20 protein-coding genes and 1 pseudogene are annotated in these 26,514 nt (G+C 61.3%); 13 read left to right on the plus strand and 8 right to left on the minus strand.

Annotated features, from left to right (window positions below):
- Positions 1-62: 62 nt before the first annotated feature.
- From AC3WOG_RS33050 to AC3WOG_RS33065, 4 genes are all read left to right on the plus strand, one after another.
- Positions 63-1,625, plus strand: a complete 1,563-nt coding sequence (locus AC3WOG_RS33050) for a DHA2 family efflux MFS transporter permease subunit (protein ID WP_492581940.1) — start codon at positions 63-65, stop codon at positions 1,623-1,625.
- Positions 1,626-1,730: 105 nt separating this feature from the next.
- Positions 1,731-2,168, plus strand: coding sequence for a MarR family winged helix-turn-helix transcriptional regulator (locus AC3WOG_RS33055; protein WP_492582535.1), 438 nt, complete (start codon positions 1,731-1,733; stop codon positions 2,166-2,168).
- Between the two features lie 53 nt (positions 2,169-2,221).
- Positions 2,222-3,730, plus strand: a complete 1,509-nt coding sequence (locus AC3WOG_RS33060; RefSeq protein ID WP_492581941.1) for an efflux transporter outer membrane subunit — start codon at positions 2,222-2,224, stop codon at positions 3,728-3,730.
- A gap of 35 nt (positions 3,731-3,765) precedes the next feature.
- Positions 3,766-5,067 (plus strand): HlyD family secretion protein, encoded by a 1,302-nt coding sequence (locus tag AC3WOG_RS33065; protein ID WP_492581942.1) that lies wholly within the window; start codon positions 3,766-3,768, stop codon positions 5,065-5,067.
- A 193-nt stretch (positions 5,068-5,260) separates the two neighbouring features.
- Here the strand turns inward: AC3WOG_RS33065 and AC3WOG_RS33070 are convergent, their stop codons facing one another.
- Entirely contained in the window at positions 5,261-7,120 is a 1,860-nt protein-coding gene (locus tag AC3WOG_RS33070; RefSeq protein ID WP_492581943.1) for a tannase/feruloyl esterase family alpha/beta hydrolase, read from the minus strand.
- A gap of 596 nt (positions 7,121-7,716) precedes the next feature.
- Between AC3WOG_RS33070 and AC3WOG_RS33075 the strand changes: the two genes are divergently transcribed.
- Positions 7,717-8,640, plus strand: a complete 924-nt coding sequence (locus AC3WOG_RS33075; protein WP_492581944.1) for a class I SAM-dependent methyltransferase — start codon at positions 7,717-7,719, stop codon at positions 8,638-8,640.
- A 213-nt stretch (positions 8,641-8,853) separates the two neighbouring features.
- Here AC3WOG_RS33075 and AC3WOG_RS33080 read toward each other — a convergent pair whose 3' ends face one another.
- The gene (locus AC3WOG_RS33080) at positions 8,854-9,876 is read right to left on the minus strand and encodes a LacI family DNA-binding transcriptional regulator (RefSeq protein WP_492581945.1); all 1,023 of its coding nucleotides are present in this window, start codon (positions 9,874-9,876) and stop codon (positions 8,854-8,856) included.
- Between the two features lie 263 nt (positions 9,877-10,139).
- Here AC3WOG_RS33080 and AC3WOG_RS33085 point away from each other — a divergent pair, with 263 nt between their 5' ends.
- From AC3WOG_RS33085 to AC3WOG_RS33110, 6 genes and pseudogenes are all read left to right on the plus strand, one after another.
- Entirely contained in the window at positions 10,140-11,282 is a 1,143-nt protein-coding gene (locus tag AC3WOG_RS33085; RefSeq protein ID WP_492581946.1) for an ABC transporter ATP-binding protein, read from the plus strand.
- 20 nt (positions 11,283-11,302) lie between these two features.
- Positions 11,303-12,535, plus strand: coding sequence for an ABC transporter substrate-binding protein (locus tag AC3WOG_RS33090; RefSeq protein ID WP_492581947.1), 1,233 nt, complete (start codon positions 11,303-11,305; stop codon positions 12,533-12,535).
- 89 nt (positions 12,536-12,624) lie between these two features.
- A complete protein-coding gene (locus AC3WOG_RS33095; RefSeq protein WP_492581948.1) occupies positions 12,625-13,500 on the plus strand; it encodes a carbohydrate ABC transporter permease in 876 nt (291 codons plus the stop codon).
- 14 nt (positions 13,501-13,514) lie between these two features.
- Positions 13,515-14,366 carry a carbohydrate ABC transporter permease gene (locus tag AC3WOG_RS33100; RefSeq protein WP_492581949.1) on the plus strand — a complete coding sequence of 284 codons (852 nt, stop codon included), beginning with the start codon at positions 13,515-13,517 and terminating at the stop codon, positions 14,364-14,366.
- Between the two features lie 71 nt (positions 14,367-14,437).
- Positions 14,438-16,420, plus strand: coding sequence for a beta-galactosidase (locus AC3WOG_RS33105; RefSeq protein ID WP_492581950.1), 1,983 nt, complete (start codon positions 14,438-14,440; stop codon positions 16,418-16,420).
- A gap of 63 nt (positions 16,421-16,483) precedes the next feature.
- Positions 16,484-16,624 (plus strand): annotated as a pseudogene (locus AC3WOG_RS33110) (aldo/keto reductase); the annotation flags it as partial.
- 50 nt (positions 16,625-16,674) lie between these two features.
- Here AC3WOG_RS33110 and AC3WOG_RS33115 read toward each other — a convergent pair.
- On the minus strand, positions 16,675-17,574 hold the full coding sequence (locus AC3WOG_RS33115) for a LysR family transcriptional regulator (RefSeq protein WP_492581951.1): 900 nt from the start codon (positions 17,572-17,574) through the stop codon (positions 16,675-16,677).
- Positions 17,575-17,783: 209 nt separating this feature from the next.
- Here AC3WOG_RS33115 and AC3WOG_RS33120 point away from each other — a divergent pair, with 209 nt between their 5' ends.
- Positions 17,784-18,767 (plus strand): aldo/keto reductase, encoded by a 984-nt coding sequence (locus tag AC3WOG_RS33120; RefSeq protein WP_492581952.1) that lies wholly within the window; start codon positions 17,784-17,786, stop codon positions 18,765-18,767.
- 304 nt (positions 18,768-19,071) lie between these two features.
- Here the strand turns inward: AC3WOG_RS33120 and AC3WOG_RS33125 are convergent, their stop codons facing one another.
- Positions 19,072-20,223: a branched-chain amino acid ABC transporter substrate-binding protein gene (locus AC3WOG_RS33125; RefSeq protein WP_492581953.1), complete on the minus strand. Its 1,152-nt coding sequence runs from the start codon at positions 20,221-20,223 to the stop codon at positions 19,072-19,074.
- A 130-nt stretch (positions 20,224-20,353) separates the two neighbouring features.
- Entirely contained in the window at positions 20,354-21,583 is a 1,230-nt protein-coding gene (locus tag AC3WOG_RS33130; RefSeq protein WP_492581954.1) for an NAD(P)/FAD-dependent oxidoreductase, read from the minus strand.
- 412 nt (positions 21,584-21,995) lie between these two features.
- Here AC3WOG_RS33130 and AC3WOG_RS33135 point away from each other — a divergent pair, with 412 nt between their 5' ends.
- Positions 21,996-23,405: an aminotransferase-like domain-containing protein gene (locus AC3WOG_RS33135; RefSeq protein ID WP_492581955.1), complete on the plus strand. Its 1,410-nt coding sequence runs from the start codon at positions 21,996-21,998 to the stop codon at positions 23,403-23,405.
- A 37-nt stretch (positions 23,406-23,442) separates the two neighbouring features.
- Here the strand turns inward: AC3WOG_RS33135 and AC3WOG_RS33140 are convergent, their stop codons facing one another.
- The 3 genes from AC3WOG_RS33140 to AC3WOG_RS33150 form a co-directional block, all read right to left on the minus strand.
- The gene (locus AC3WOG_RS33140; RefSeq protein WP_492582536.1) at positions 23,443-24,513 is read right to left on the minus strand and encodes a rhodanese-like domain-containing protein; all 1,071 of its coding nucleotides are present in this window, start codon (positions 24,511-24,513) and stop codon (positions 23,443-23,445) included.
- Positions 24,514-24,669: 156 nt separating this feature from the next.
- Positions 24,670-25,323, minus strand: coding sequence for a peroxiredoxin (locus tag AC3WOG_RS33145; protein ID WP_492581956.1), 654 nt, complete (start codon positions 25,321-25,323; stop codon positions 24,670-24,672).
- 311 nt (positions 25,324-25,634) lie between these two features.
- Complete coding sequence (locus tag AC3WOG_RS33150; RefSeq protein ID WP_492581957.1) at positions 25,635-26,462, minus strand: putative hydro-lyase; 828 nt, start codon at positions 26,460-26,462, stop codon at positions 25,635-25,637.
- Between the last annotated feature and the right edge of the window lie 52 nt (positions 26,463-26,514).

A 26,514-nucleotide genomic window follows, 5' to 3' on the forward strand; every position in this document is an offset into this window, starting at 1 on the left:
CAGATAAATTCGGCTGCCGGCGAGTGGGTAGCTGACCTCTGGATCAACTTACAGGACGCAAGATGAACCCGTCGACACAACCCGGCGCGCCGGCGCCTCTAACCGGTGCGAGATTCGTGCTCGGCACGCTCGCCGTGGCCTTGGCCACTTTTATGAACGTGCTGGATTCGTCCATCGCCAACGTGGCGATTCCGACGATCTCGGGCAATCTCGGCGTATCGGTCGACGAAGGCACGTGGGTGATCACGCTGTTCGCCGCGGCCAACGCCGTGTCGATCCCGCTGACCGGCTGGCTCACTCAGCGTGTGGGACAGGTGAAGCTTTTCGTCTGGGCGATCCTGCTGTTCGTCTTTTCGTCCTGGCTGTGCGGCATGGCCCCCACCCTGCCGGTGCTGCTCGCCGCCCGCATCGTGCAGGGCGCGGTGGCCGGCCCACTCGTGCCGCTGTCGCAGGCGTTGCTGCTCGGCTCGTTCCCGAAGGAGAAGAGTTCGAGCGCGCTGTCGCTGTGGGCGATGACGGCAACAGTCGGGCCGATCGCGGGGCCGGCGTTAGGCGGCTGGATTACCGATAGCTACAGTTGGTCGTGGATCTTCTACATCAACATTCCAGTGGGGCTGTTCGCCGCCGGGACGATCTGGGCGGTCTACCGCGACCGCGAAACGCCCGCCCGCAAACTGCCGATAGACAAGGTCGGCCTGATCTCGCTGATCGCGTGGGTCGCGTCGCTGCAGATCATGCTCGACAAGGGCAAGGACCTCGACTGGTTCAATTCCCCGGTGATCTGGGCGCTGAGCGTGTTCGCGCTGATCAGCTTCGTGTTTTTCCTGATCTGGGAGCTGACCGAGGAAAAGCCGATCGTCAACCTGCGGCTCTTTGCCCAACGCAATTTCCTGGGCGGCACAGTGGCGATTTCGGTGGCGTATGCGGTGTTCTTTGCGAATCTGGTGATCCTGCCCCAGTGGATTCAGGGCTTTCTCGGCTACCGCTCGGTCGACGCGGGGCTCGTGACGGCGCCGCTCGGTATCTTCGCGGTGATCCTCGCGCCGGTGCTGGGCAAGATCATGCCGAAGTCGGATATGCGGGTGCTCGCGACACTGGCCTTCCTTGGCTTTGCAGGCGTGTTCTTCATGCGCTCGCATTACACGACGGGCGTCGATCCCTATACCCTGGTGCTGCCGACGCTGCTGCAAGGCATTCCCACCGCCCTCTTCTTTACGCCGCTCACCGCGATCATCCTGTCGGGGCTGTCACCCGACAAGATTCCCGCGGCCGCGGGCCTGTCTAACTTCGTGCGGGTGTTCGCCGGCGCGGTCGGGACGTCGCTGATGAGCACCGGCTGGAACAACCGGACGATCCTGCATCACGCCCAACTGGTTGAACAGACGAGCGTGAACAACCCGAATTTCGTCGACGCTATCGCCTCGCTGCAGACGACGCTCAACGCCGCCACGCCAAAAGCGCTGGCGTTTTTCGAAGCGTCACTGAACCAGCAGGCCACCATGCTCGGCCTGAACGACATCTTCTGGCTGTCGGCGGTGATCTTCATCGTGATCATCCCGCTGATCTGGGTGACGAAGCCCGGCAAGGGCGCGAGCGCGGGCGCAGCAGGCGCCGGCGGTCATTGATCGGTGGACGGGAAAACAACCCGCCGCGAAGAGTGGGGTTCAAGAATCTTCTTGAATATATCTGACTATGCAACTATTGTTAAAATCAACAAACAGGAGAGCACCATGGACCACTACACGAAGGAAAGTTTCATGCTTACGGATAGCGTCGGCCTCACGCTGACCCAGGCGCGCAACATGATTACGGCGGAGATGGACGCGGCCCTCAAGGACCTCGACATCGGCAGCCAGCAGATGGGCATTGTGCTGTCACTCAGTCGCGGCGTCGCGGCAACACCGTTCGAACTGTCGAAGTTGCTCGGCATAGACACGGGGCTCATGACGCGCACGCTGGACAAGCTGGAAACGAAGGATTTGCTGGAACGTTCGCGTAGCGTCGACGATCGCCGCGTGGTCAATCTAACGCTGACGGAAAAGGGTGAAGCACTTGCCGTCCGAATTCCGGAAATCGCACCGCAAGTGCTGAACGCGCGCCTGAAGAAGTTCACCCGTGCCGAGTTCGACGAGCTGCGTCGCCTGCTTCGCAAGTTCATCGGCGAATGAGCCGGGTCAAGCAGGTCCGCTTTTTTTTGCCCAATTACCTGATAGGTCAGAAAATGAATAAACAGTTTTCTCAAACCGGCAGCGCCTCCCGTGCGATGAAACTGGGCGTGTCCGTAATCTTCGCCGCCGTGCTCTCCGCCTGCGCCAACTACGCCGGCATCCACAGCGACAAGCAGATGGCCGAGCCGCGGCACTTCGAAACCACGCAGAGCCTGCCGGCCGAAAGCGGTCACTGGCCGGCGGCGGACTGGGCCAACCAGTTCGGTGACGCGCAGTTGAAGGCACTGCTCGCCGAAGCCCTCAAGGGTAGCCCGACGCTCGAACAGGCCCGCGCCCGGGTCGCCCAAGCGCAGGCGTTCAGCGAAACCGCGAAGGCCAGCACGCTGCCGCGCGTCGACGCGAACTACTCGCTCACGCGCCAGCAGTACAGCGGCAACGCGCTCGTGCCGCCGCCCTACGCCGGCTCGTGGCAGACCGAGAACAAGGGACTGTTGAGCGCTTCCTACGACCTCGACCTGTGGGGCAAGAACCGGGAAGCGCTGAAGGCGGCCGTATCGCAGGTGGAGGCAAGCCAGGCTGACGCCGAAGCCGTCAAGCTCACGCTGAATACGTCGATTGCACGTACCTACAACCAGTTTGCCCGCCTGTATGCGCTGCGCGACATCGCGCAGCAGGAGGTTACGCGCCGCGAACAGATCGACCGCATCACGGCGGGTCGCATCGCGACCGGACTCGACACGGAAGTGGAGCGCAAAACCGCGCAGGCGAATCTCGCCACGAGCCGCGCCAGTCTCGCGGCCCTCGACGGCAGCATTCTGAGCACGCGTTACCAGTTGGCCGCGCTGCTCGGCGCAGGTCCGGATCGTGGTCTGACAATCGCGCGCCCGACGCTCGGCGTGGGCGACGAAGTGCGTCTGCCGGACAACCTGCCGGCGGATCTGGTGAGCCGCCGCCCGGATATCGTCGCGGCCCGCTGGCGCGTCGATGCGCTCACGCACGAGGTGAAGGAAGCCAAGGCCGAGTTCTACCCGGACATCAACCTGAGCGCGGCCATGGGTCTCGACGCGTTCGGGTTCGGCCGGTTCCTCACCGCCGCGAGCCGCACGGGTTCGGCGGGCGCCGCGATCCATCTGCCGATCTTCGATGGCGGTGAATTGCGCGCACAACTGAAGGGTCGTTACGCCGAATTCGACTATGCGGTGGCCGGTTACAACCAGACGCTGATTACCGCGTTGACCGACGTTGCCACGCAACTCGCGCAAATCCGTTCGAGCGATGTGCAACTCGTCGATGCGCAAGCCGCGCAAGACGCCGCTCGCAGCGCCGACCAACTGGCGATCACGCAATACAAAGCCGGTCTTACCAATCAGCTGACCGTGCTCAATGCCGACATGAATGCGCTGAACGCCGATCAGGCCGTTGCCGATCTGAAGATGAACCGCCGCGACCAGCAGATCGCACTCGCTTCCGCACTCGGCGGCGGTTATGTCGATACCTCGAAAGATGAAACCCGTCGCGCGGACGCTGCCGCGCAATCCAGCCCCGTCGTCGCCGCACGTTGATACGGCACGTTCGCACACCCGTCAGGAGAACTGAAATGAGCGATACCCACACGTCCGACCGCAAGACGGCGGACACCGATGCAGTTATCGGGCACACCAGCGCCGCACCGGCCGCACCCGCAGACAACGCGCCGGAAGCGACCCCGCCACGCAAGCGCAAGCTGCTGCTCGCGTTCCTCGGCATGGCCGTGGTGGCAGCGGGCGCGGCCTACAGCGCGTACTACATCACGTACGGCCGTTATCACCAGTCGACCGACGACGCCTACGTCAACGGCAATCTGGTGCAATTGACACCGCAGGTCTCCGGCACCGTGGTGGCGGTCAACGCGGACGACACGCAGATCGTCAAACAGGGCGACCCGGTCGTCACGCTCGACGGCGCCGATGCGAAAGTCTCGCTGATGAACGCCGAGGCGACGCTTGGCCAGACCGTGCGGCAGGTCAGCGGCCTTTACGTGAACAACAATTTCTATGCGGCAACGGTGGCCCAACGCGCGGCGGATCTCGCGCGCGCCAACGACGATCTGCACCGGCGCGAGGCCGTCGCCGGCACGGGTGCGGTGTCTGCCGAAGACATCGCCCACGCCCGCGATGCGGTGAACGTCGCCCAGGCCGCGCTCGACGCTGCCCGCCAGCAGGCCGAAGCCAATCGCGCACTGACCGACCGCACGACGATCGAACAGCATCCGAATGTGCAGGCCGCCGCCTCGAAGGTCCGCGACGCTTATCTGAACTACGCACGCAACACGTTGCCGGCACCCGTCACCGGTTATGTCGCCCGCCGCTCGGTGCAGGTCGGCCAGCGCGTCGCGCCGGGTACGCCGCTGATGGCGATCGTGCCGCTCGACGGTGTGTGGGTCGATGCGAACTTCAAGGAAGGGCAACTCAGGCATATGCGTATCGGTCAACCCGTCGTGCTGACGGCCGACGTGTACGGCTCCGGCGTCAAATACCACGGCCGGGTGGTGGGTTTCTCAGCGGGCACGGGCAGCGCCTTTGCCGTGTTGCCGGCGCAGAACGCCACGGGCAACTGGATCAAGATCGTCCAACGTCTGCCGGTGCGTATCCAGCTCGATCAGCATGAACTCGAAGCGCATCCGTTGCGTATCGGCCTATCGATGCAGGTCGATACCGATACCCGTGACGATTCCGGCACGCAACTCGGCGCCGCGGTCACGACGGCCTATCACACCGATGTATTTGCGCAGTATGGTGCGCAAGCCGACGCCGAGATCGCGAAAATCATTGCCCAGAACGAGGTGGCGTCGCACACGACCGCCGCAGCGCCGTCAGCGAAGAACGTTGCGACGCGCGATCAGGCGCGCAACGCGGGTTGACACGGTAGCGGATTGAGATCTGAGTTCACTACGGACGGCATCATCAAGGGCGATACGCGGAGTTACTCGCGCGAAATGCAGACGATGCTCGAAACGCGGGTTGCCCGCCAGCCAATCAAGCCTCCTGCTACCCGCCGCGCCTCGCAAGACGGACGGGTAGCAGGAGCGTAAGTCAGCTCGGCTGAGCGTCTCCCTACTGATCAGGGTTATCTTCCCAGCGTCTCTGGCTCTTGTGGTAACTGCTCCAGTTGTTGCCGCCCTTGCAGACGAGCTGCGAGCCCTGAGCCTGGCACGAGGCCTCATAGCCCGGTGAATAGAGCCACTCACCGACCCAGTGCAAATTGACGTGCGGGTCGCCTAGCGGCGTGTACGGCACAAAGTTCGCTGCGTCGTCCGTGCTGCCGGAGCCGGTGTAGCGGGCCACGGTCGGATACGGATACACCGGGCGAGTACGTGTGGTCTGACCGCTGGTGTCCACGATCGACGCCACCACCTTGCCCGGCTTCGTACCGGTCTCGGTCCACGCCATCACCGGCGTCAGTATGTCGAAAACGTTCGGCCCGTTTCCGCCACCGCAATGGGCGACTCCCGGGAACAGGTAAAGCCTGGCAAACTGTTCGGCCCGCTCGTGACCCATGAGGTTTCTCATCTCGTGGTAATACTGAATCGTCGACTGCGGGGAGATGTGTTGATCTTCCAGGCCGTGCCACAAGATCAGCTTGCCGCCGTGACTTGCGAATTGACGCAGGTCGGGATCGGTTGCCGCGAGATAGTTTGAAGTCTGCACCGTCTTCACGAAGGAATCGATCGTGAACTTCAGGTCGGTAATCGTGGCGCCAGGGTTGGAGCCGTTGAAGTAGTCGAGGTAGCGCAGGAATGGCAAAACGAAGCCGATGGTTCCGCTCGGCCCGGCGTCCGTATCCGGCACGAACAAATTCCAATTCAGTTCTGAACCCCATTCACGCGAGATGGGCTGCTCGAGATGGGTGCCGTTCGCATCGGTCGCCCCATCGTGTATCTGGCGCACGACAGTCGCCTCCGCCTGCGAGAGACAGGTCGACGCGGCTTGGCCTTTCGCACAAAGCATCGTCATGGGATCGAAGTGGCAGGCCCGCGGATCGTCGATCACCCCGTCGGTGACACCATCGATGCTATCGCACGCCTTCAATACAGCCGCGTGGATTAGCGGCAGCTTGCTCGCCAGCAGGATGTACTCGCCGGTCTTCGGATCGACGTTCACAGCCGCGGGCCACGCGTGATGAAACGTGTTCTGCACAAGGAGGTCGTTGGCAGGCGCACCCGCCACGATGCCGTCAAAGTCCTCCGGGTAGCGCTGGGCCTCCATCAACGCCTCACGGCCGCCATCGGAGCAACCGTCGAAGTACGAATACTTCGCCGGCCGGGCGTAAAACTTGTTGATGATCGCCTTGGCCACCTGCGAGGTTGCGTGCTCAGCACGATAGGCGAAATCGATCTTTGCGTTGGGGTCGAGCGCCCAGGAGCCGTCGTAACCCCCTTCGTGACCCATGTCGGTCGAGGCCACGGCGATCTGTCCGTTGGTGACCGGTACACACGTTGTGGCCATCGGCGCACTGATGGAAAGGTTACCGCAGAGGCCGCCGCAGCCGGTCTGCAGATAGCGCTGCGTCCAGCCCTGAGTTGGCAGTTGCAACTCGAAAAGCGAGGCGCCGGGACCGATACTGCCCTTCACGTCGCAAACGGGCGTGGGCAGTGTGGTATTCCCCACGCTCGTCCCCGCAGGGAGCAGCGTCGCGGATGTAATGGTGACTGTGCCGTCGGTCACCCCGCTCAAGTCCAGGCTCGCTACCGCCGGGCAGTCCATGGCAGGCATGACCGCCGGGAGGTTTGCCAGTCCTGTGGCAGCGCTTGCGCCCAACGGCCAGGCAAGCATCACCATCAGAGCGGCGGCCCCGGCGAGCGCGGCCAACAATCGGCCGGCGGCGCCCTGCTGAAGGAGCCTCAAATTCCTCAAGACTCGAGTCGCTATCAGCAAGCCTCGTGTCACCCATCCTGCGTTGCAGAGTACAGGCATCTTTGTCTCCTGTCGTTATCGTCGATTTGCCGCGGGGCTGGCGCTGTGAGTGGCCATTGGCAGCGGGGATTGCTTGAAGCACACCGGAAGCGGCCTCGATGCGCGCGTACCAATATATGCGGCAGGCGCACGCGAAAGAAGGCGCGAAAGTGTCGACCGGAGGAAGATGAGAACAGGCAATCCAGCGCTCTCGATACGCATCAACAGAAAACGAACGAAAATCCTAATTCTTCTGCAATCCGAAATCTCTGGAAAATCAACAAGGTAGACATGCCGGCGGGACGACGGTAATCGTCCCGTCGAAGTAAGCCCGGCTGTGCTATCTCTGGCGTCGCTTGTCCGGGCGATAAAAAAAACAGATTGGATTAGTCATCTTTCGCAATAGATGGCCGTCCGATACAAAAGCAACTATTTCTTCAATGACGCGACTTCCTTCAGGTTCTCATAAGCTGAATCAATCTAGATTTCGTGCGCAGCCGCCGATAGCCGCCTCACCGTACCTGTAGACTGGCACCTGCCAATAAGGCACCAATCTTCAGCCTTCCGCGACACGCCCGTAGCGGATTCCGACCCGACCACGAACGCGCCCACTAGAAATGAACAGCAACGCTTCCCCTTCGCAATCCGATGTGTGGTCCGATTGGCTCCTGCATACCCGGCACGCCGATGATCCAGAGCAAGAACGCGCCCTCCATGCCGAACTCGAACAACACGCCGATCGTGTCCTCGACGGCGCGCGGCTTGCTTCAGGCATGACGCTCGCGGACATCGGCTCCGGTGATGGCCTGATTGGCTTGCGCGCCATCAACCGCATCGGTCCATCGCTGCGCGTGCTCATGGCGGATATTTCAGAACCCCTGCTTCGTCACGCGGAAGCGCTCGCGGTTCAACGCGATGTCCGGGATCAGTGCACCTTCATTCAATGCTCCGCCGACGCGCTTAAAGGCATTGACGACGCCTCGGTCGATGCCGTCACGACGCGGGCTGTTCTCGCTTATGTACCCGACAAGATTGCCGCTTTGCGGGAATTTCACCGGATTCTGCGACCGGGTGGCCGAATCTCGATTGCTGAACCTATTCTTCGCGACGATGCATTCGAGGCAAGCTCTCTAAAGACCTTCGTCGACACGCTCCCCCCGGAATCCGAGGAACCGTTCTTCCGCCTTCTGCATCGCTGGAAAGCGGCGCAATTTCCCGATACAGAGGAAAAGATTTCCGCGAGTCCACTGACCAACTACAGTGAACGCGATCTGGTCCGCTTCGCGCTCGATACTGGATTCGCGGACATTCACATGGAATTCCACATCGATGTACGCCCCTCCGCGGTCACCTCCTGGGAGGTGCTGCTCGGCACGTCGCCCCACCCTTGGGCTCCGTCGCTCGGGGTGATTCTCGCCGAGCAGTTCACGGCGGAAGAACGACAATTCTTCGAACAGGTTTTCCGCGCGCATGTCGAGGGTCGCCAGTTGGTCACCGCTGAGCGCACCGCCTACCTTACCGCGACGAAAGCCATGCGGTGAAGCCAGTGGCCGCTTTGGATATCTCCCGGCCACGTGGTCCTGGCGCGCCCTCCGTCAATCGGGTCGTCGTTCTGGCAGGAGGTAACGCCGGATTCACCGAGCGCCGCGAGCAACGGGTGGCGCTCAGTCGATATCGGGCGACAAGTGGTCATTCAACTGTTTCGGCTGACCGGCACGCTCGACGCCGGACAAGAAGGTGATCCATTTTCATATTCAGGAACGGTCCCTCACTGGCGCTGTCGAGGCGCGTTTGACAAGAACCGGATCCGACGTGCGAATCATTTGCGGAACGTCCTTTGCTCCCGAACCAAGCTTGATCAGCAGTTCAACGCTCTGCTCAGCCATCTCGGCAGTAGGAATTGCAACAGTAGTCAGAGCAGGCCGAGACTGACTGGTCAATTCGATGTTGGTCACGCTGACTATCGAAAGATCCTCGGGAACGCGCAAGCCAAGCGTGGCTGCGGCGTTGAGCGCGCCGAGCGCCGGCAAATCGTTCGAAACGAATAATGCGGTCAGGTCCGGACGCGACCTAAGCAGGTCTACAGCGGCGTCGAAGCCCCCCTGGTACGAATCCGTCAGAAACCGCGCGTCGGCCTGAACATGTTTGACGCGCCTCGATCGAAGCGCCTCGCGAAACCCCTCATATCGTCCACCATGAATGCCATTTTTTGCACTCCCGATCAAAGCGCCGATACGGTGATGCCCCAGTTCAAGCAAATGCTCCGTTGCAATGAAGCCAGCCTTACGGGAATCGAATGCGACGCAAGGGATGCCCGGAGAGATGTCAGGAGACTCCCAGATGGAAATGACGACTGGCGTACCCGCGGCCTGGATTGCCGCTAGCTCGTCGATACGAAGACCACCGTTATTAGCCACGAGGATCCCATCCGACAGCGACCCTGCGACGTCTGCAAGAAAACCTGTCCCGCCGTCGGGCTCATAGTCCGTATTGCAAACCAGAAGAAAGCGCCCATGACGGCGTGCAGCGTTGTTAGCCTGCAAGGTGAATTCCGGATAAAACGGATTGGTGATACATCCCAGCATCAGCGCAAGCGTTGGCGCGCGCCGCTCCACGAGCGCGCGCGCGTTCAAATTCGGGCGATAACCTTTCGCGGCCACCGCGTCCAGCACTCTTTCCCGCGTTTCCGTTCCAACACGCCCACGTCCCCGGAGCACATTCGACACGGTTGTTGGCGTAACGCCAGCCAGCGCAGCCACTTCCTTGATCGTTGCCATCAACCCTTCTCGCCTGGACATTCTCCCCCCGACCTATTCCTATGCTGTCGCCCACACACGCGTCAAATTCGTCGCAGACTCCGATGTTACCAACGTACGCGGGAAGCCGTCGCCCTATCCATAGGCGAAAAAAAATGCTTGCCAAGCGAATCTGCCGCTGCTAACTTTCCGTCTCATATAGACGTTGATCGACCTCCCGAACGGCCATTGGCCGTATTTTTCGGAAGATTTGGTTTAACGTTAAACCAAAATCTGGAGACGTGATGGCTGCCATATCCTTGCGAGGCATCTCGAAGGAATTCGACGGAAACCCGCCGGTGCTTCGGGACGTCAATCTCGACATCGCAGAAGACGAGTTTTGCGTGTTTCTAGGCCCGTCCGGCTGCGGAAAATCGACCCTTCTACGCATCATCGCCGGGCTCGAAGACCCAAGCGTCGGTGAGATTTCGATCGGCGGCCGGGTGGTCAACACGGTCGCGCCAGCGAGGCGCGGCGTCGCGATGGTGTTTCAGAGCTACGCGCTGTTTCCGCACATGACAGTCGCGGAGAACATGAGTTTTGGTCTGAAACTCCAGAAATTGCCGACATCCGAGGTGGATCGCAAAGTCCGGGAGGCAGCGAAGATTCTCCAGCTCGAGCCGCTGCTCGATCGCAAGCCGGCAGCCTTGTCGGGCGGACAACGCCAACGCGTGGCGATTGGACGCGCGATTGTCCGCGAGCCGGGCGTGTTTCTGTTCGATGAACCTCTATCCAACCTCGACGCGACCTTGCGCGGCCAGACGCGCGTGGAAATCGCGCGGATTCATCGCCGCTTCAGCGCGGCAAGTATGGTGTACGTGACGCACGACCAGGTCGAAGCGATGACGCTGGCCGACAAGATCGTACTACTCAACGTCAGCCGGGACGCAGCCGGATCAGGCAGCATCGCCCAGATCGGCACCCCGATGGATTTGTATCTGCGGCCGAACAGCCGCTTCGTGGCCGGATTCATCGGTTCGCCCCAGATGAATTTTCTGCCGGCCAGGGTGAGGCACGTCGATGGCGCGAGCGTCACCGTCACCCTCAACAGCTCGCAGGAACCCGTCCGTGTCAGTAGCGTCGCGAGGCGGCTGGAACCAGGCCAACCCGTCACGCTAGGCGTGCGCCCCGAACACGTTTCCGTGGCCCACACAGAACTGGCAAGCCCGGCGAAAAGGAGCGCGACGAGCCTGACGCGCGCGGTATCGCTGATCGAACGGCTTGGCGAGCAAAGCTATCTGCATTGCAACGACCCGGACGGCACGACGCTGCTCGTCAAGGTCCAGGGCAATACGCCGGTCCGCCCCGGCGAAACGGTCCACCTCGCAATCGACCCTGCGTCATGCCACCTCTTTAACCAGGATGGCCTCGCTGTTTGTGCTGCATAACAAGATTTAAGGAGACGAAAATGAAAAGTGCTTTCCGCCTGTCGTTACTCGGCGCGGCGCTGGTCTTTGCCGCGCAGGTTCACGCCGGAACGCTGACGGTCAATATTGCGTTTAAGGGCGCGAATCAACGTGCCTTCTGGGACACAGCGATTGCCGAGTTCCAGAAGGCAAATCCCGATGTCAACGTGAAAGCTGCGTTTATCGAGGAGGAGGCGTACAAGGTCCAGCTTCCCGGCTGGCTGATTTCGGAGGCGCCAGATATCGTCAAATGGCATGAGGGCGAGCGGATGCGCTATTACGTTGAACGCGGTTTGCTGGAAGACCTGTCCGGCGACTGGCAGAAGAACGGCTGGAACGCCAGCCTTGTCTCCCTGAAAGAGCCGTCGTCATACGGAAGCAAGCAGTACGCGTTGCCGACCGACTACTTTTCATGGGGGATGTTCTACCGCAAGGATCTGTTCGACAAAGTGGGCATCAAAGGCGAACCCAGGACGTGGGATGAATTCCTCGACGCCTGCAAGAAGCTCAAAGCCGCAGGGATTGCGCCCATCGCAGTGGGCGGCCGCGATTCATGGACGCTCGCCGCATGGTTCGACTACATCGATCTGCGCCTGAACGGCTACGCGTTCCACATGCAGTTGATGGACGGCAAGGTTCCCTATACCGATGCGCGTGTCAAGAAAGTCTATGAAGCCTGGAAGGTCCTGATCGATAACAAGTACTTTGTCGACAACCCGCTCGCGTACACGCTCGATTCGTCTCAGCCTTTGCTGATACAGGGCCAGGCCGCCATGATGCTGATGGGCAGCTTCATCGCCGGCGCGTTGCCCGACACCGTCAAGCCGAAGGTCGGTTATTTTCAGTTTCCGCTCATGGATCCCAAGATTCAGGTGGCGGAGGACGGTTCGGCAGACTGTCTGAACATTCCCGCCAAGGCGAAGAATAAAGTCGACGCGCGCCGCTTTCTGGCCTTCATGTCGAAGCCCGAAATGGACGGACGATGGGCCAAGGCATTCGGGTCACTGCCCGCGAACAACCAGGCGAGCGTTTCCGACGATCCGTTCACAAAGACGGGCTTCAAGATCCTGTCCAACACGAAAGGCGGCATTGCCCAGTTCTACGACCGGGACATGACCAAGGAAATGGCCGACGAGGGAATGAAGGGCATGCAGCGCTTCATCAGCGATCCGTCGACACTCGATCAGGTACTCGCGCATCTCGAGGAGACGCGAACGCGCATCTACAAGCAATGAGCCTGCGCAGCGGATGCGGCCTGCGCCTCCGCTGCAGCGATACGCTTTCAACGAGTGCGCGCTCGATGCGCGCTTTATCGAGCCGAATCATGTCTGCATCTATCGTTGCGTCTCCGCTCGCGCGGCGGCGTCGCCGCGCTGCCCTGCTGTTTCTCGCGCCCGCCTGCGTGATGTTCGCGGTGTACGTCATCTATCCGATCGTTCGTAGCATCCTGCTCAGCTTCTACAGCTGGGATGGCATGGGAGCGGCAACGTTTGTCGGGTTCGCCAACTACAGCGAACTGATTCACTCGGATACGTTCTACACCGCCCTCGGGAATAACGTGCTGTGGCTCATCCTGACGCTGCTCGCACCGCCCGTCGGGCTTGCCTTCGCGCTCTACCTGAACCAGGCGGTACGCGGCATTCGTCTTGCAAAATCGCTTTTCTTTGCGCCTTTTGTGATCCCGGGCGTCGTGGTGGGACTGGTGTTCAGCTGGTTTTACGATCCCGCCTTCGGTTTGCTGAAGGTGCTCGTGGGGCACGGCATTCCGGTACTCGGCAACGAGCACATGGCAACCTTCGGCATCATCGCCGCGGCGCTCTGGGTGCAGATTCCGTTCTGCATGATTCTCTTTCTCACGGGCCTGACGGGGATCAATCCCGAGGTGATCGAAGCAGGACGCCTCGAGGGCGCGCGCGGCTGGAGCCTGCTGTGGCACGTGGTGCTGCCGCAATTGCGGCCAGCCACGTTCATGGCAATCACGCTGACCATCATCGGTGCCTTGCGCAGCTTCGACCTGATCTCCGTGATGACAGGCGGTGGCCCCTTCGACAGTTCAACCGTGCTCGCGTATTTCATGTACGACCAGGCGATCAAGTATTTCCGTTACGGCTATTCCGCAGCGATCGCGGTCGTGCTGTTCCTGATCATGCTGGTTTTCATCGCCTATCAATTGCGCCGCCTGTTGCGTACAGACCACTGATTCACGGAGCGTCTATGTATCCATTACCGATCGCCCACTGGAAGCCAGCCAATCGCACGTTTTACAAGGTTTCGCTGCCCATTGCGCTGGCTGTGTGGCTGCTGCCCTTGCTTGCCGTGCTGGTCACGTCCGTTCGCTCTTCAGATGAACTGTTGCAGGGCAACTATTGGGGCTGGCCGCATCAATTTGCAGCACTGACAAACTACCGGACCGTGCTGGTCGACTCGCCGATGCTGCACTATGCGTGGAACAGTTGCCTCATTACGTTCCCTTCGGTCGTCGGCGCTATCGTGCTGTCCGCCATGGCGGGCTTCGCGCTCGCCACGTATCCGTTCAAGGGCAGCGCAGCGGTGCTCGTGACCTTCGTGGCCGGCAACTTCGTACCGATCCAGGTGCTGATGATTCCGGTTCGCGACCTGACCTTGAAGCTTGGTCTATTCAACTCGGTCGGCGGTCTGATCCTGTTTCACCTGTCGTTTCAGACTGGCTTCTGCACGCTCTTCTTGCGCAATTTCATCAAGGAGTTGCCCTACGAGCTCGTCGAAGCGGCTCGCGTGGAAGGTGCGAACGAATGGCAGCTCTTTTACAAAATCGTGCTCCCACTGATACGTCCCGCACTCGCTGCTCTCGCCGTCCTCGTCTTCACGTTTGTGTGGAACGACTACTTCTGGGCACTTTGTCTCACGCAGGGCGACCATGCGGCGCCGCTGACGGTTGGCGTCGCCGCGCTGCAGGGGCAATGGACGACCGCGTGGAACCTCGTCTCCGCCGGTTCGCTGCTGGCGGCATTGCCATCGATACTGATCTTCTTTGCCATGCAAAGGCACTTCGTGGCCGGTCTAACGTTCGGGGCCACCAAGGGTTGAAGACCGGTCTATTCCGTTTCCGGCCTGGCTGATTGCGCCAGGCGTCTATTCTCACCACTGAGGAAGCCTTTATGAAGGTCGGCGTCGACTATTACCCCGAGCATTGGAACTCGACTATCTGGGAAGAAGATGCGCAGCGTATGCAGGGAGCGGGCATCACGCTGGTTCGTCTCGCGGAATTCGCCTGGTCTCGCCTTGAACCGAAGGAAGGAGAGTTCGACTTCGCATGGCTCGACGCGGCGATCGATACCTTGGGACGATATGGCATTCAGGTGGTGATTGGCACGCCGACGGCAACGCCGCCGAACTGGCTCGTCGCCAAGTGTCCCGACATCCTGCCATTGGACAACAAGCGGCAGCCGATGTACCCTGGTGTGCGCCTGCATCGTTGCTATAACAGCCCATCATTGCGACGGTACACGCAAATCATCGTAGAAAAGCTGACCCGGCACTATGGCAGGAACCCGCACGTGATCGGCTGGCAGACCGACAACGAAATGATCGGCAATGACAGTCACAGCGATGCGGCCAATAGCGATTTCCGGCTCTGGGTGCAGCGCAAATACGGCGATCTCGACACGCTCAATCGCGAATGGGGCACGGTCGTGTGGAGCGGCGAATATAGCGACTGGTCCCAGATTACGACGCCGCTTGGCGGGTCGCCTTATCTGAACCCGTCCTATCTGCTCGACTACCACCGCTTCTGTTCGGATTCTGTCGCCGATTTCAACCGCTTCCAGGCCCGTCTCATTCGGGAAAACTGTAGCGGACAGTTCATCACGCACAACCTATGGGGCTATCCGGTCGTCAACGACTACTACGATCTGTTCGACAGCATGGACTTCGCGTCGGTGGACTACTATCCGAGCACCGACCTCGCGAATGACAGCAAGGCCCGCGTCTATCATGGCGCGCTGACGCACGACCTCACGCGCGGTATCAAGCAGAAGAACTTCTGGGTGATGGAGCAGCTGAGCGGCACGCCCGGCTGCTGGCACCCGATGTCGCGCATGCCGTATCCCGGCATGATTCGCGCCCACGCCTGGCAGAGCGTCGCGCGTGGCGCGGACGCCATTGTGCAGTTTCGCTGGCGTACTGCCCGCATCGGCGCGGAGCAGTTCTGGCACGGACTGCACGACCATCACGGCAAGCCCGGACGCCGCTTCGAGGAGTTTGTCCGCTTCAGCGAGGAAGTACGGAGGTTATCTCCGTTGCTGGATGGCACGACCGTAGTCAACGACGTAGCCATGCTGTTTTCGCACGAGCAATTGAACGCGCTGAAGATTCAGCCGCAATCGGACGGATTCGACTATCTGGCCAACTTCAAACAACTCCACAAGGCATTCCTCGGGCTGGGCATCGGCACAGATGTGATCAACTGGACCGCCGATATGGGTCACTACAGGCTGGTCGTAGCGCCGTTCCTGTTCCTCGAAAATGAAGCGGTGGTGGACAAGCTGCGCAATTACGTCACCCAGGGCGGGACCGTGATTTTCACCACCCGTAGCGGCGTGAAAAACATGAACAATGTCTGCCTGTCTGCGCCACTGCCGGGTGCATTGAGCGATATGGCAGGCGCGATGGTCGATGAGTATGACCCGGTCGGGAACGATCAGCAGGGTCTGGTATTGCGCGGGAAGTCGGAAGCGGTCTGTTCGCAGTGGTGCGACATCCTGTCTCCGACGACGGCCGAAACGATCGCGGTCTATTCAACGGACTTCTTCGCTAGGCGCGCCGCCATTACCCGGAATTCCTATGGGCTCGGCACGGCCTACTACATTGGAAGCGTATTGGATGATTATGGTTACCGGACGCTGATCGGCGACATCGCAGCGGATCTTGACCTTGGCGCCGTCGACAACCTGCCGGCGGGCGTGGAATTATCGGTTCGGTCGGGCAATGGAAAACGTCTGTTGTTCGTGCTTAACCTCGCGAAGGAAGCGAACCAGGTCCAACTTCCCCTGGTGGGTGCCCGTAGTGCACTTACCGGTCACGCCGTTGCCCAACCATTCGTCCTGGAGCCGATGGGTGTGGAAGTGCTGCTTCTTGAGTGAGTCCGGTGGGAGCAAAGCAGGCAGGCACGATCGCCGCGGTGCCGCCTGCGGCCTTGGGGCGGGGACAGCTATGTCGAAGCACTGAAGTTGCAGTTCGGAGCGGACGACGAGAAGCTTGCCGGCAGCCTCGTCGCACCGGGCCACGTTTCAACACAGGGTTATACCGATCCCGGATATCCGATTGAAGGGCGACGAGTCGTTTAAAACGTCGGCCTTAAAGATCCCAGCGCGAACACTATGGGATCCCGGTACGCCTATCGGTTGTTCGCCCAATCGCGCACCGCTTGTGCGAACAACCTTAGCGCGGTGGGCGGGTGGCGGTTAGCCGGGTAATAGAGGCACAAGCCAGGAAAAGAAGGACTCCACTCGGAAAGCAAGTGGACCAGCCGACCCGACGCGAGATGCTCTGCCACCTCTTCTTGCGGGACCCATGCGATGCCGATTCCGGCGAGGGCAGCCTCGATCATGAGATTGAGGTTGCCGAGGGTCATCGGTCCGGCCACATCTATGTTGGCGCTCTTGCCGCGGTATTCGAGATCCCAGCGATAGAGGGTCCCGCTGTCGAATCTGAAGCGAATGCAACGATGTTGCGCAAGGTCGTGCGGCGCCTTTGGCGGCTCGTGACGCGAGAGATATTCCGGTGACGCGACCGCGGCAAAACGCATGTCGGATCCAAATCGGATCGCGATCATATCGCGCGGTACGTCGTCAAAGACGCGTATGCCAGCGTCGAAGCCGTCGGCCACGATATCGACCAGCCGCGTGTCCACGACGAATTCAATGTGGATATCCGGGTAAGCGGCCAGAAAGTCTGGAAGAACATGGCGGACGAGCGGTCTTACTGCGGCCTCTGAAGCACTGATCCGGATCGAGCCCGATGGCCGGTCGTGCGCTGACGCCGCCTGATTCACCGCCTCTTCGAGGTCCGCGATTGCCGGTCTCACCCGCCGAAGGAACTGCTCGCCCGCCTCAGTCAGCGCGACGGATCGCGTTGTGCGGTTAAACAGCCGCACCTCCAGCCGCGCCTCCAGACCCCGCATCGAATGGCTCAGCGCCGACGGCGAAACCCCCAGCGTGCGTGCAGCCGCGCGGAAGCTTCGCTGGTCGGCGATAGCGATAAAAGCAGTCAATTCGGATAGGCCGACACGCAGCATAGTTGAATTTATCTCAACACCCCGTAGAAGTTTAGCGTGATTGTTGAGCAACGCGCAACAGCCTAAGCTTGATGGCATTGAACATCGACTGGTGCGTATTGGGCGCTACCAGCGGCAGATGCCACACGCGCGGATTCCAGTTAAAGGCGGGTTTTTTAACGCTTGATAACGGCAACAATCCGCCCGGGACATTTCGAAAGGAGAAAGTCATGCAAAAGCGCAAACTTGGAAACAGCGGTCTTGAGGTGTCGGCAATCGGTCTGGGCTGTATGGGCTTGAGCTACGGCTATGGCCCGGCCACTGAAAAGCCTGAAGGAATCAAACTGATTCGGACTGCTTTCGAGCGGGGCGTCACGTTCTTCGACTCCGCCGAGGCCTATGGCCCGTTTCTTAACGAGGAGCTGGTCGGCGAGGCCGTGGCGCCATTTCGCGACCAGGTGGTGATCGCCACCAAGTTCGGCTTCAAGGACGGCGACGTGACCCAGGGTCTCGACAGCCGGCCCGAGCGTATCCGCGCCGTGGCCGAAGCATCGCTGAAGCGCCTGAAGACCGATCGCATCGACCTGTTCTACCAGCATCGTGTCGATCCGAATGTGCCTGTCGAGGAAGTGGCCGGCACAGTCAAGGATCTGATCCGGGAAGGCAAGGTCAAGCACTTCGGCATGTCGGAGGCCGGCGCTCAGTCGATCCGTCGCGCCCACGCCGTGCAGCCGGTAGCGGCGCTGCAGAGCGAGTATTCGCTGTGGTGGCGCGAACCGGAGGAGACGGTGCTGCCGACTCTGGAGGAACTGGGCATCGGTTTCGTGCCGTTCAGTCCGCTAGGCAAGGGCTTTTTGACTGGCGCCATCACCGAGAACACCACGTTCGACAAAACCGACTTCCGCAACATCGTGCCGCGCTTCTCCGAGGAAAACCGCAAGGCCAACGCGGGCCTCGTCGAAGTGCTTGGCAAGATCGCCGACGGCCGGGGCGCCACGCGGGCGCAGATCGCGATCGGCTGGCTGCTGGCGCAGAAGCCGTGGATCGTGCCGATTCCGGGTACCACCAAACTGCATCGGCTGGAAGAGAACGTCGGTGCGGCTGCTGTCGAACTGTCGGCTGAGGATTTGTCCGCCATCGAAGCTGCACTGCGGCAGATCAAAGTGGTAGGCGATCGCTACCCGGCTCATCTTCAGCAGCGCGTCGATCGCTAATTTCCCCTGTTTTACTCGTCGCAGCAATCCGCCGGTGTCCGGCTATCCCGGCACCGGCGGATTGCTTTGCGCACTGTTGCCAGTTCCGCCTCCCACGGCCAACGAGGCAATGGCTACCGGCTGAGCGGAGACATCGTACTGGCCGCTATCGCCGCTGGGCGGCAGGAGTTGCTACGGATGCATCGCGCCAGTCAGCTCAACGATGAACGGCTGTACGAGCTCGAACACGACCTCGACCTCCAGGAGGTTTCTGCTCTGCATGGCCGCGGAGAATGATCGTGTCGAGTCGCACCGAATTCTGAAACTAGACGCCACTCCCCCCCACCGTCTTGACGCTCTTCCACTGCCCCTGCTGGACCTGAAACAGCGTGTAAGGCGGCTTGATCAGATCGCCATACGGATCAAACGTGATCTTGCCCGTCACGCCCGTGACATTGACCTTCGCAAGACTATCGACAATCTTGGCGCGATCGAGCGAATCGGCACCGTGAATCGCCTTGATCATGGCGAGCGCGGCGTCATACGCAAACGGCGCATACAGTTCGACATCCTGGTTAAAGCGCGCCTTGTAACGCTTGCCGAACTCCTGCGCGGCAGGCAGTTTATCCAGCGCCGGACCCGGCTCCAGATCCTGCGTACCGTCCCCCGCCGTGCCGGAAATCTGCAGGAAAGCGTTGCTCTTTAACGCACCCGCGCCGAACAACTGAGCGGGCATGCCGAGCGAGCGCATCTGCTTGACGAGCATCGCGCCCTGTTCATCCAGACCGCCAAAGAAAATCAGATCGACGTTCTTGCTCTTGAGCGTCGTCAGGATGGCGCGAAAATCGACCGCTTTGTCGTTGGTGAATTCGCGATCCACGATGTTGCCGTTCGCTTCCTTGGCGCCTTTTTCGAACGCGTCCGCGAGTCCTTGCCCGAATGCCGTCCGATCGTCGATGATGCCGATGCGCTTCGCCTTCATCTGCTCGACCACGAAATGTCCCGCGACGACGCCGCCGATGCCGTCATGCCCCATCGTGCGAAACACGTTCTTGTAGCCCTGCTTGGTCAGTTGCGGATTGGTCGAACCCGGCGTAATCATCGCGACATTCGACTGATGGTAGACCGTCGAGGCTGGAATGCTGCACCCCGAGTTGTAGTGGCCGATCACGCCGACCACGCCGTCGTCGACCAGTTTCTGCGCGACCTGAATCGCCACGCGCGGATCCGCCTGGTCATCCTGAACGTCGAGCACGAACTTGACCGGCTTGCCGCCGACCGTGGGATGCCTGGCGTTCTCTTCATCGAGCGCCAATTGCGCGCCGTACTGCAAATCTTTGCCGACGCGAGCAACCGGGCCGGTCAACGGTCCGACAAATCCAATCTTGACCACTTCAGGATCGGCGGCCCACGAAAACGGCGTGTGCGCGCCGAGTGCGAAGACGGCCAGACTCAAAAGCCAATAGCGGCGATTCATGATGCGCTCCTTGCGAGATGTCAACGTCGCGCGTTGTGTTGATCGACCGGTCCGATGCGCGACGCGTCGAAACCGTCCTGCGATGCCTGCGATAAAACGTGAACCTGTGCTGCTACGCCCCCGGCAAAATCTAAAAACGCGTGGCCGCGTACGGCGCGAGATCGAGCGGCGGCGCACGCCGCGCGATCAGGTCGGCGACAATACGCCCGCTCACTCCGGCTAGCGTCAATCCAAGATGCTGGTGGCCGAATGCGTAAATCACCCGTTCGCTTGCACGTGAACGTCCAAGCACCGGCACGCCGTCCGGCAAGGTCGGGCGAAAGCCGAGCCAACTGTTATCGGGCTGATCGAGCGCGGGCAATGCGCGCTTCGACGAGAACGTCAGCAGGTCGAGCAACGAGCGATTACGCGTATCGCTGAAGCCGCCGAGTTCGACGGTCCCCGCGACACGAATCCCGTCGCTCATCGGCGTCATGTAAAAGCCCCGCTCGGCCCAGCCGACCGGCCGTGAGATCAGTTGCTGCGCACCCGGATAGCGCACGTGATAACCGCGCTCGGTGTCGAGCGGCACCGCATCGCCGCATTGTTTGGCGAACTGCGCGGAGCGCGCACCGGTCGCGATCACGACGTGGCTGAAACGTCGTGCGACACCGTCGACCGTCAGGCTCGCGCCATTGGCAGACGGCTGCACTGCGCTGACGGATGAACGCTCCAGCTGCAGCCCTTGCCCCGCGAGCCGTTCATAAAGCGCCTGCAAAAAGCCATGCGGATCGGAAAAATGCCAGCTATCGCGGAACAGCACACCGCGCTCGAAAATGGGCGCCAGCGACGGTTCGAGCGCGCGGATGTCATCACCGGCAAGCACGTCGAACGCGACGCCGAGTTTCTGGCGCAGATCGAGTGCGGCTCGCGCGGCGTCGAACGAAGCGGCGTTCGAATACAGATAAAGACACTCGCGCGGCCGTACGAAACGCGCCAGCTCCGCATCCGCCAGTAGCAACGCGTAACCGTCCTGCGCATGGGCGAGCAGCGCGGCGAGTGCATGCGCGCTCGCTTCATAACGACGCGGCAGCGAACTGATCATGAAGCGCGCGAGCCACGGCGCCAGCTGCGGTAGATACTGCCAACGCAACCGGAATGGACTGTCGTTCGACAACAGGAAGCGCGGCAAATCGCGGAACACGGACGGGTTGTTCACTGGAATACACGCGTAGTGCGCAAACGTCCCGGCATTGCCGAACGACGCGCCCTGCCCCACGCCGGACGGATCGAACAGCGTGACGCGATGGCCGTCGCGCATCAGCGACGCGGCGCTCGCGAGGCCGATGAATCCCGCTCCGACGATAGCGATGTCCGGCATTACTTGCGCCCTTGCAGCGTTGGTGCGCCGATCCGCGCGAGATATCCGGCGGCGGCGGCGCCGAGTTGCCGGCTGGCCTCGGGTGCGGTGGACTGTGGAAAGCGCATCGAAAAACTCCTGCTGACGGATCCGGGACACTGCCCGGCAGCGCTTCGAAGGACACGCCACCGGACAAACTCTGATATCTAGAATCACACAATATTTTTTTGTGTGCAATTAAAACGCGTCTTGTGTGGTCCTGGCATTTTCCCTGGATGGGCATTGGCGCAGTCCTTGCGGTGTGTCGCGGCGTTGCCGCCATCTACCAGGAACCCTGCCGGCTGAGGCTTGCAGTCAGACTTGTGTGGTATAGAATCGGCACACATCCGCAAAATTGCGGACAAAGACGATTTTGTATGGAGACATCTGACTTATGGCTTCTGGCAAAGACGCGGCGCAACGCGCCAACGGTGCGCCGGCGCGGGCGAAGCGCTCCACGTATGCCGAGGTGTCCAGTTCGATCGAGAACGAGATTCGCAGCGGCGTTTATCCGCCCGGCAGCCGTCTGCCGCCACAGCGGCAACTCGCGACTGAGCTGGGCATCAACGTATCGACGGTGTCGCGCGCGTACAAAGAATTGCAGTTGCGCGGGCTGGTCATCGGCAGCAAACGGCGCGGCTCGCTTGTGACGGGCGGCGCGATGCCGAGCGTCGAGCCCGCGCACGCGCACGCGGCGAGCAACGCGGCGATCGATTTGACCGTCAACCGGCCGGCCACCGGCGAATTTCTCACCTGCCTCGCGCGCACGCTCGCGGACTTGCCGCAGGATCCGCGCTATCCGCAACTGCAGGAATACCAGCCGCCACAGGGGCCATCATGGGCGCGCGCCGCCGGCGCGCGCTGGATCGCCGCGCCGGGCTTTGCGCCGGCGGCCGATCACGTGGTCGTGACAAGTGGTGCGCAGCACGGCTTGTATGCGGTGCTGAACAGCCTGATCGGCACGGATGGCGTGATCCTCGCCGATCGACTCACCTACTACGGGCTGAAAGCACTCGCGCCGGTGTTCCAGTTCGAAATCGTCGGCATTCCGAGCGACCGCGAGGGTCTGCTGACCGACGCGGTCGAAGCCGCATGCCGGCGTATGCCGGTGAAGGCTATCTTCACGGTGCCGAATCTGCAGAATCCGACCGTCACGACGATGAGTCTCGAGCGCCGCATGGCGCTTGTCGACATTGCACGCCGGCATGGCGTGGCGATCATCGAGGACGACGTCTATGGGCCGCTGGTGTCGCAGCGTTTGCCGACGATCGCAAGCCTTTGTCCGGAACTGACGTTTCATATCGGCGCCACCTCGAAGATCCTCGCGCCAGGGTTGCGGCTCGGCTATCTGCTTAGTCCGCCGGACAGTTCCGCGCTCTGCGCGGAGGCCGTGCGCACCACCGCATGGATGCCCGCGCCGATATCCATGCTGATCGCGTCGATCTGGATCGAGGACGGCACCGCGCGCCACATCATGGACGCGCAGCTCGCCGAAATCCGCGCGCGCCAGGATCTCGCGCGGGAGCTGCTGCCACAGGCGTTGCTGCAGACCGATCCGGCGTGCATGTTCGTGTGGCTCAAGTTGCCGCCGCCCTGGCGAGCGGATGATTTCGCCGCGAATGCCAAGGCGCGCGGCGTGGTGGTGATGCCATCGTCGGCGTTTGCCGTCGACCGGTCCGAAATCGAGCACGGCGTGCGGATCAACCTCGCGTGCGCGACGAGCCGCGATCAACTGGTGAGCGCGCTACGGCTCTTGACGGGGACACTCAAAGACCGCCCGCGAGCGCTGTTCGGGACGATCTGATCCCGGCGAACCGCTAAACCGATATGGCGAAGGGCGGCTACATGCTGCCGTTCTCGACGGTGCGGCCTTCCGCACGCCAGCGAAGCATGCCGCCGGCGAGGTTGGCGACGGCCTCGAATCCTGCCTGCCGCAAGATCGCGGTGGCTTGCGCTGAACGTCCGCCAGCCCGGCAGACTGTTACGATCGGGCGCTCCCGCGCGAGCTCGCTGACGCGTCCGGCCAGCTCGCCAAGTGATATGAGCCGGGCTTCGGGAATGCGCCCTAGCGGCCCGTCGAACTCGGCGGGCTCGCGCACGTCGACGATCTGGACCGAACCGGGATTTTCCTCGAGCCATTGCGGATCGATTTCCCAGATGCCCGCAAAGGTGTACGTCAGCGGCGCCCAACCGGGTTCGGCCATTTGCGTGGGATCGCTCACGGCGACGCCGCATTTCAGGTTCGCCGGTACTGCTTCATCGATCTGCCTCGGATGCGGCAAGCGCAGATTCGTCATATAGACGGCGAAATCCTCCTCGCAGAGTTCACCGCCCAGTCGCGGATTGAAGCGCCGCTCCTCGCCCGCACTCGTGACGGTCAGACCGCGATAATCGTGGGCCGGGTAAAGCAGGCAAGCGTCAGGCAGCGTGAAAATCTGCTCGTGGATAGCCTGGAACATCGCGCGCGCGTCGCCGTGCTGAAAATCCGTCCGGCCCGTTCCGCGGATCAACAGACAATCGCCGGTAAACGCCATGCTCTCGTCGTCGAGTACGAGGCTGATGCATCCATTCGTATGACCAGGCGTTGCGCGCACCGTCAGGTAGCGTGCGCCGAATCCGCACCTGTCGCCGTGGCTCAGGTAGCGGTCCGCGCCCTCTGCGCCGCTCGCGGCCGATATCGCAATGTGGCTGCCCGTGCGGCGCTTGTGCATCCACGCGCCGGTCACGTGATCGGCGTGGACGTGGGTGTCGATTGTGTAAAGCAGGCGCAGTCGAAGCTCGTCGATCAGTGCCGAATCCCGGCGTACCTGCTCGAATACCGGATCGATCAGCACGGCCTCTCCCGTTGCGCTATCGGCGAGAAGATAGGTGTAGGTGGAAGATTGCTGGTCGAATAATTGCCGGAAAATCAGCACAATTGCGCTCCGTCGCCCGCGCCAGCGAGCCCTTTAAGGACGGCGGCACAACCGGCGCCGCCAAACCGCCCTGCAAGCAGCAGGATTAGCAGGATGCGCGGCGGGCGCCGGCCCCGAATTGCCCGGCGCTCGCCGCCCCGCTCAGTCAGGCCGTTACCGCGGTTGTTGTACGTACCGCAGATACGGCTTCAAGGTCTTGAAACCCTGTGGATATTTCTTCTTTGCGTCATCGTCCGACACGGATGTCGGAATGATGACGTCCTCGCCCGGTTTCCAGTTTACCGGCGTCGCCACCGTGTGTTTCGCGTTTAGCTGCAGCGAATCTAGCAGACGCAGCACCTCGTCGAAATTGCGGCCCGCGCTCATCGGATACACGAGCATCGCCTTGACCTTCTTGTCGGGTCCGATGAGGAACACGGAACGCACCGTCGCGTTGTCCACTGCGGTGCGCGCGCCGCCGCTCGCGTTCGGGTGAATCATGTCGTAGAGCTTCGCGACGCTCAGATCCGCGTCGCCGATCAACGGGTAGTTGATTGCGTGTCCCTGGGTTTCTTCGATGTCCTTCACCCATTTCTGGTGATCGCTGACGGGATCCACGCTGAGTCCGATAACTTTGGTGTTGCGCTTGTCGAACTCCGGCTTGAGCCCCGCCATGTATCCCAGCTCAGTGGTGCAAACTGGCGTGAAGTCCTTTGGATGCGAGAACAGGATCGCCCAATGGTCGCCGATCCATTCGTGAAAATGGATCGTCCCCTCGGTAGTTTCGGCGGTGAAATCGGGAGCTTCTTCTCCTAATCGAATCGACATATTCATCCTCCATGTGGCGGGTGGGCCAAGCTACCGCCGCCGTCAGAGCGACGACGCCTGGCTGCCTGGGTTGTAGTCAGATGATTCGTTTGATTAACGATCGACCGCCGGCGGGTTGGACTGTTCATCGGACAGCATGCGTGAGAATCATCTGCGAACGCAGCAGATTCAGAGCCCTGTTCCAATCGCCGTGATACGGAAGGTCGCGTTTATAGCGTAGAACAAAAAAAGACGTTCACTGCGGCTATCCTGCAATGCAGGGCAAACCCGTCTGCCGTTGCGGCGACGGGATACTCGCTGCGGGGCCGATATTACCGAATCAGCGTCAGACCTTCCGTCCTTACATCGCAAACCAGCATGTAACCGGGGGCATGAGTGATGCATATCGGCGGCCGCGCTTCCACCGCCGCTGCCTGAGGCGTGACTCCGCAGCCCCAGAACACGGGGATCTCTCCCGCGCGGATTTCAGTCGGCTCGCCCTCATCGGGCACGTCCACATTCGCGATCCCGATCAGCGCCGGGTCACCCATATGGACCGGCGCACCGTGCGCGCCCGGCAACTGCCGGCAAACCTCATAGGCAATTGCCGCCTCGACCGGCGTATACGGCCGCATCGAGACAACCATCGGTCCGCGAAAAGCGCCCACGGATTTCGTCTGAATGGAGGTGCGGTACATCGGAACGACCTTGCCTTCGTCCACGTGCCGCACGCGCAAACCCGCCGATTCCAGAGCGTGCTCGAAGGACAGCGAACAACCGAGCACGAAACCCACGAAGTCCTCCTGCCAGATCGCAGAGATATCTTCCAGCTCCTCCACGAGCACGCCATCGCGCCAGACCCGATAGCGTGGAATGTCGGTGCGCAGGTCGACGTCGTCGCCCAGCATCGGAACAAGACTGCTCCCCACCTCGGTCATGCCGATGAGCGGACAAGGCGTGGGATTGGCACAGCAGTACTCGATGAAATCGCCAGCCCACGACTGCGGCAGAATCACGAGGTTGCCCTGTGCGAAGCCGGGCGCCATACCGCTCGTGTTGCCGTTAAAGCCGGCGCGAATGCGGGCTCTCGCACCGCGAGGCGTAGATGCCCAGCCGGGCAAGGTTCTCCCCTGCGGCGATTCACTGATGGCCTGGTTCATGACAGGGTCTTCAAGTTGGATTGAGTTGATATTGGACTGAGCTTCGTCCGGC

The sequence above is a fragment of the Paraburkholderia sp. FW306-02-B genome (assembly GCF_058782725.1).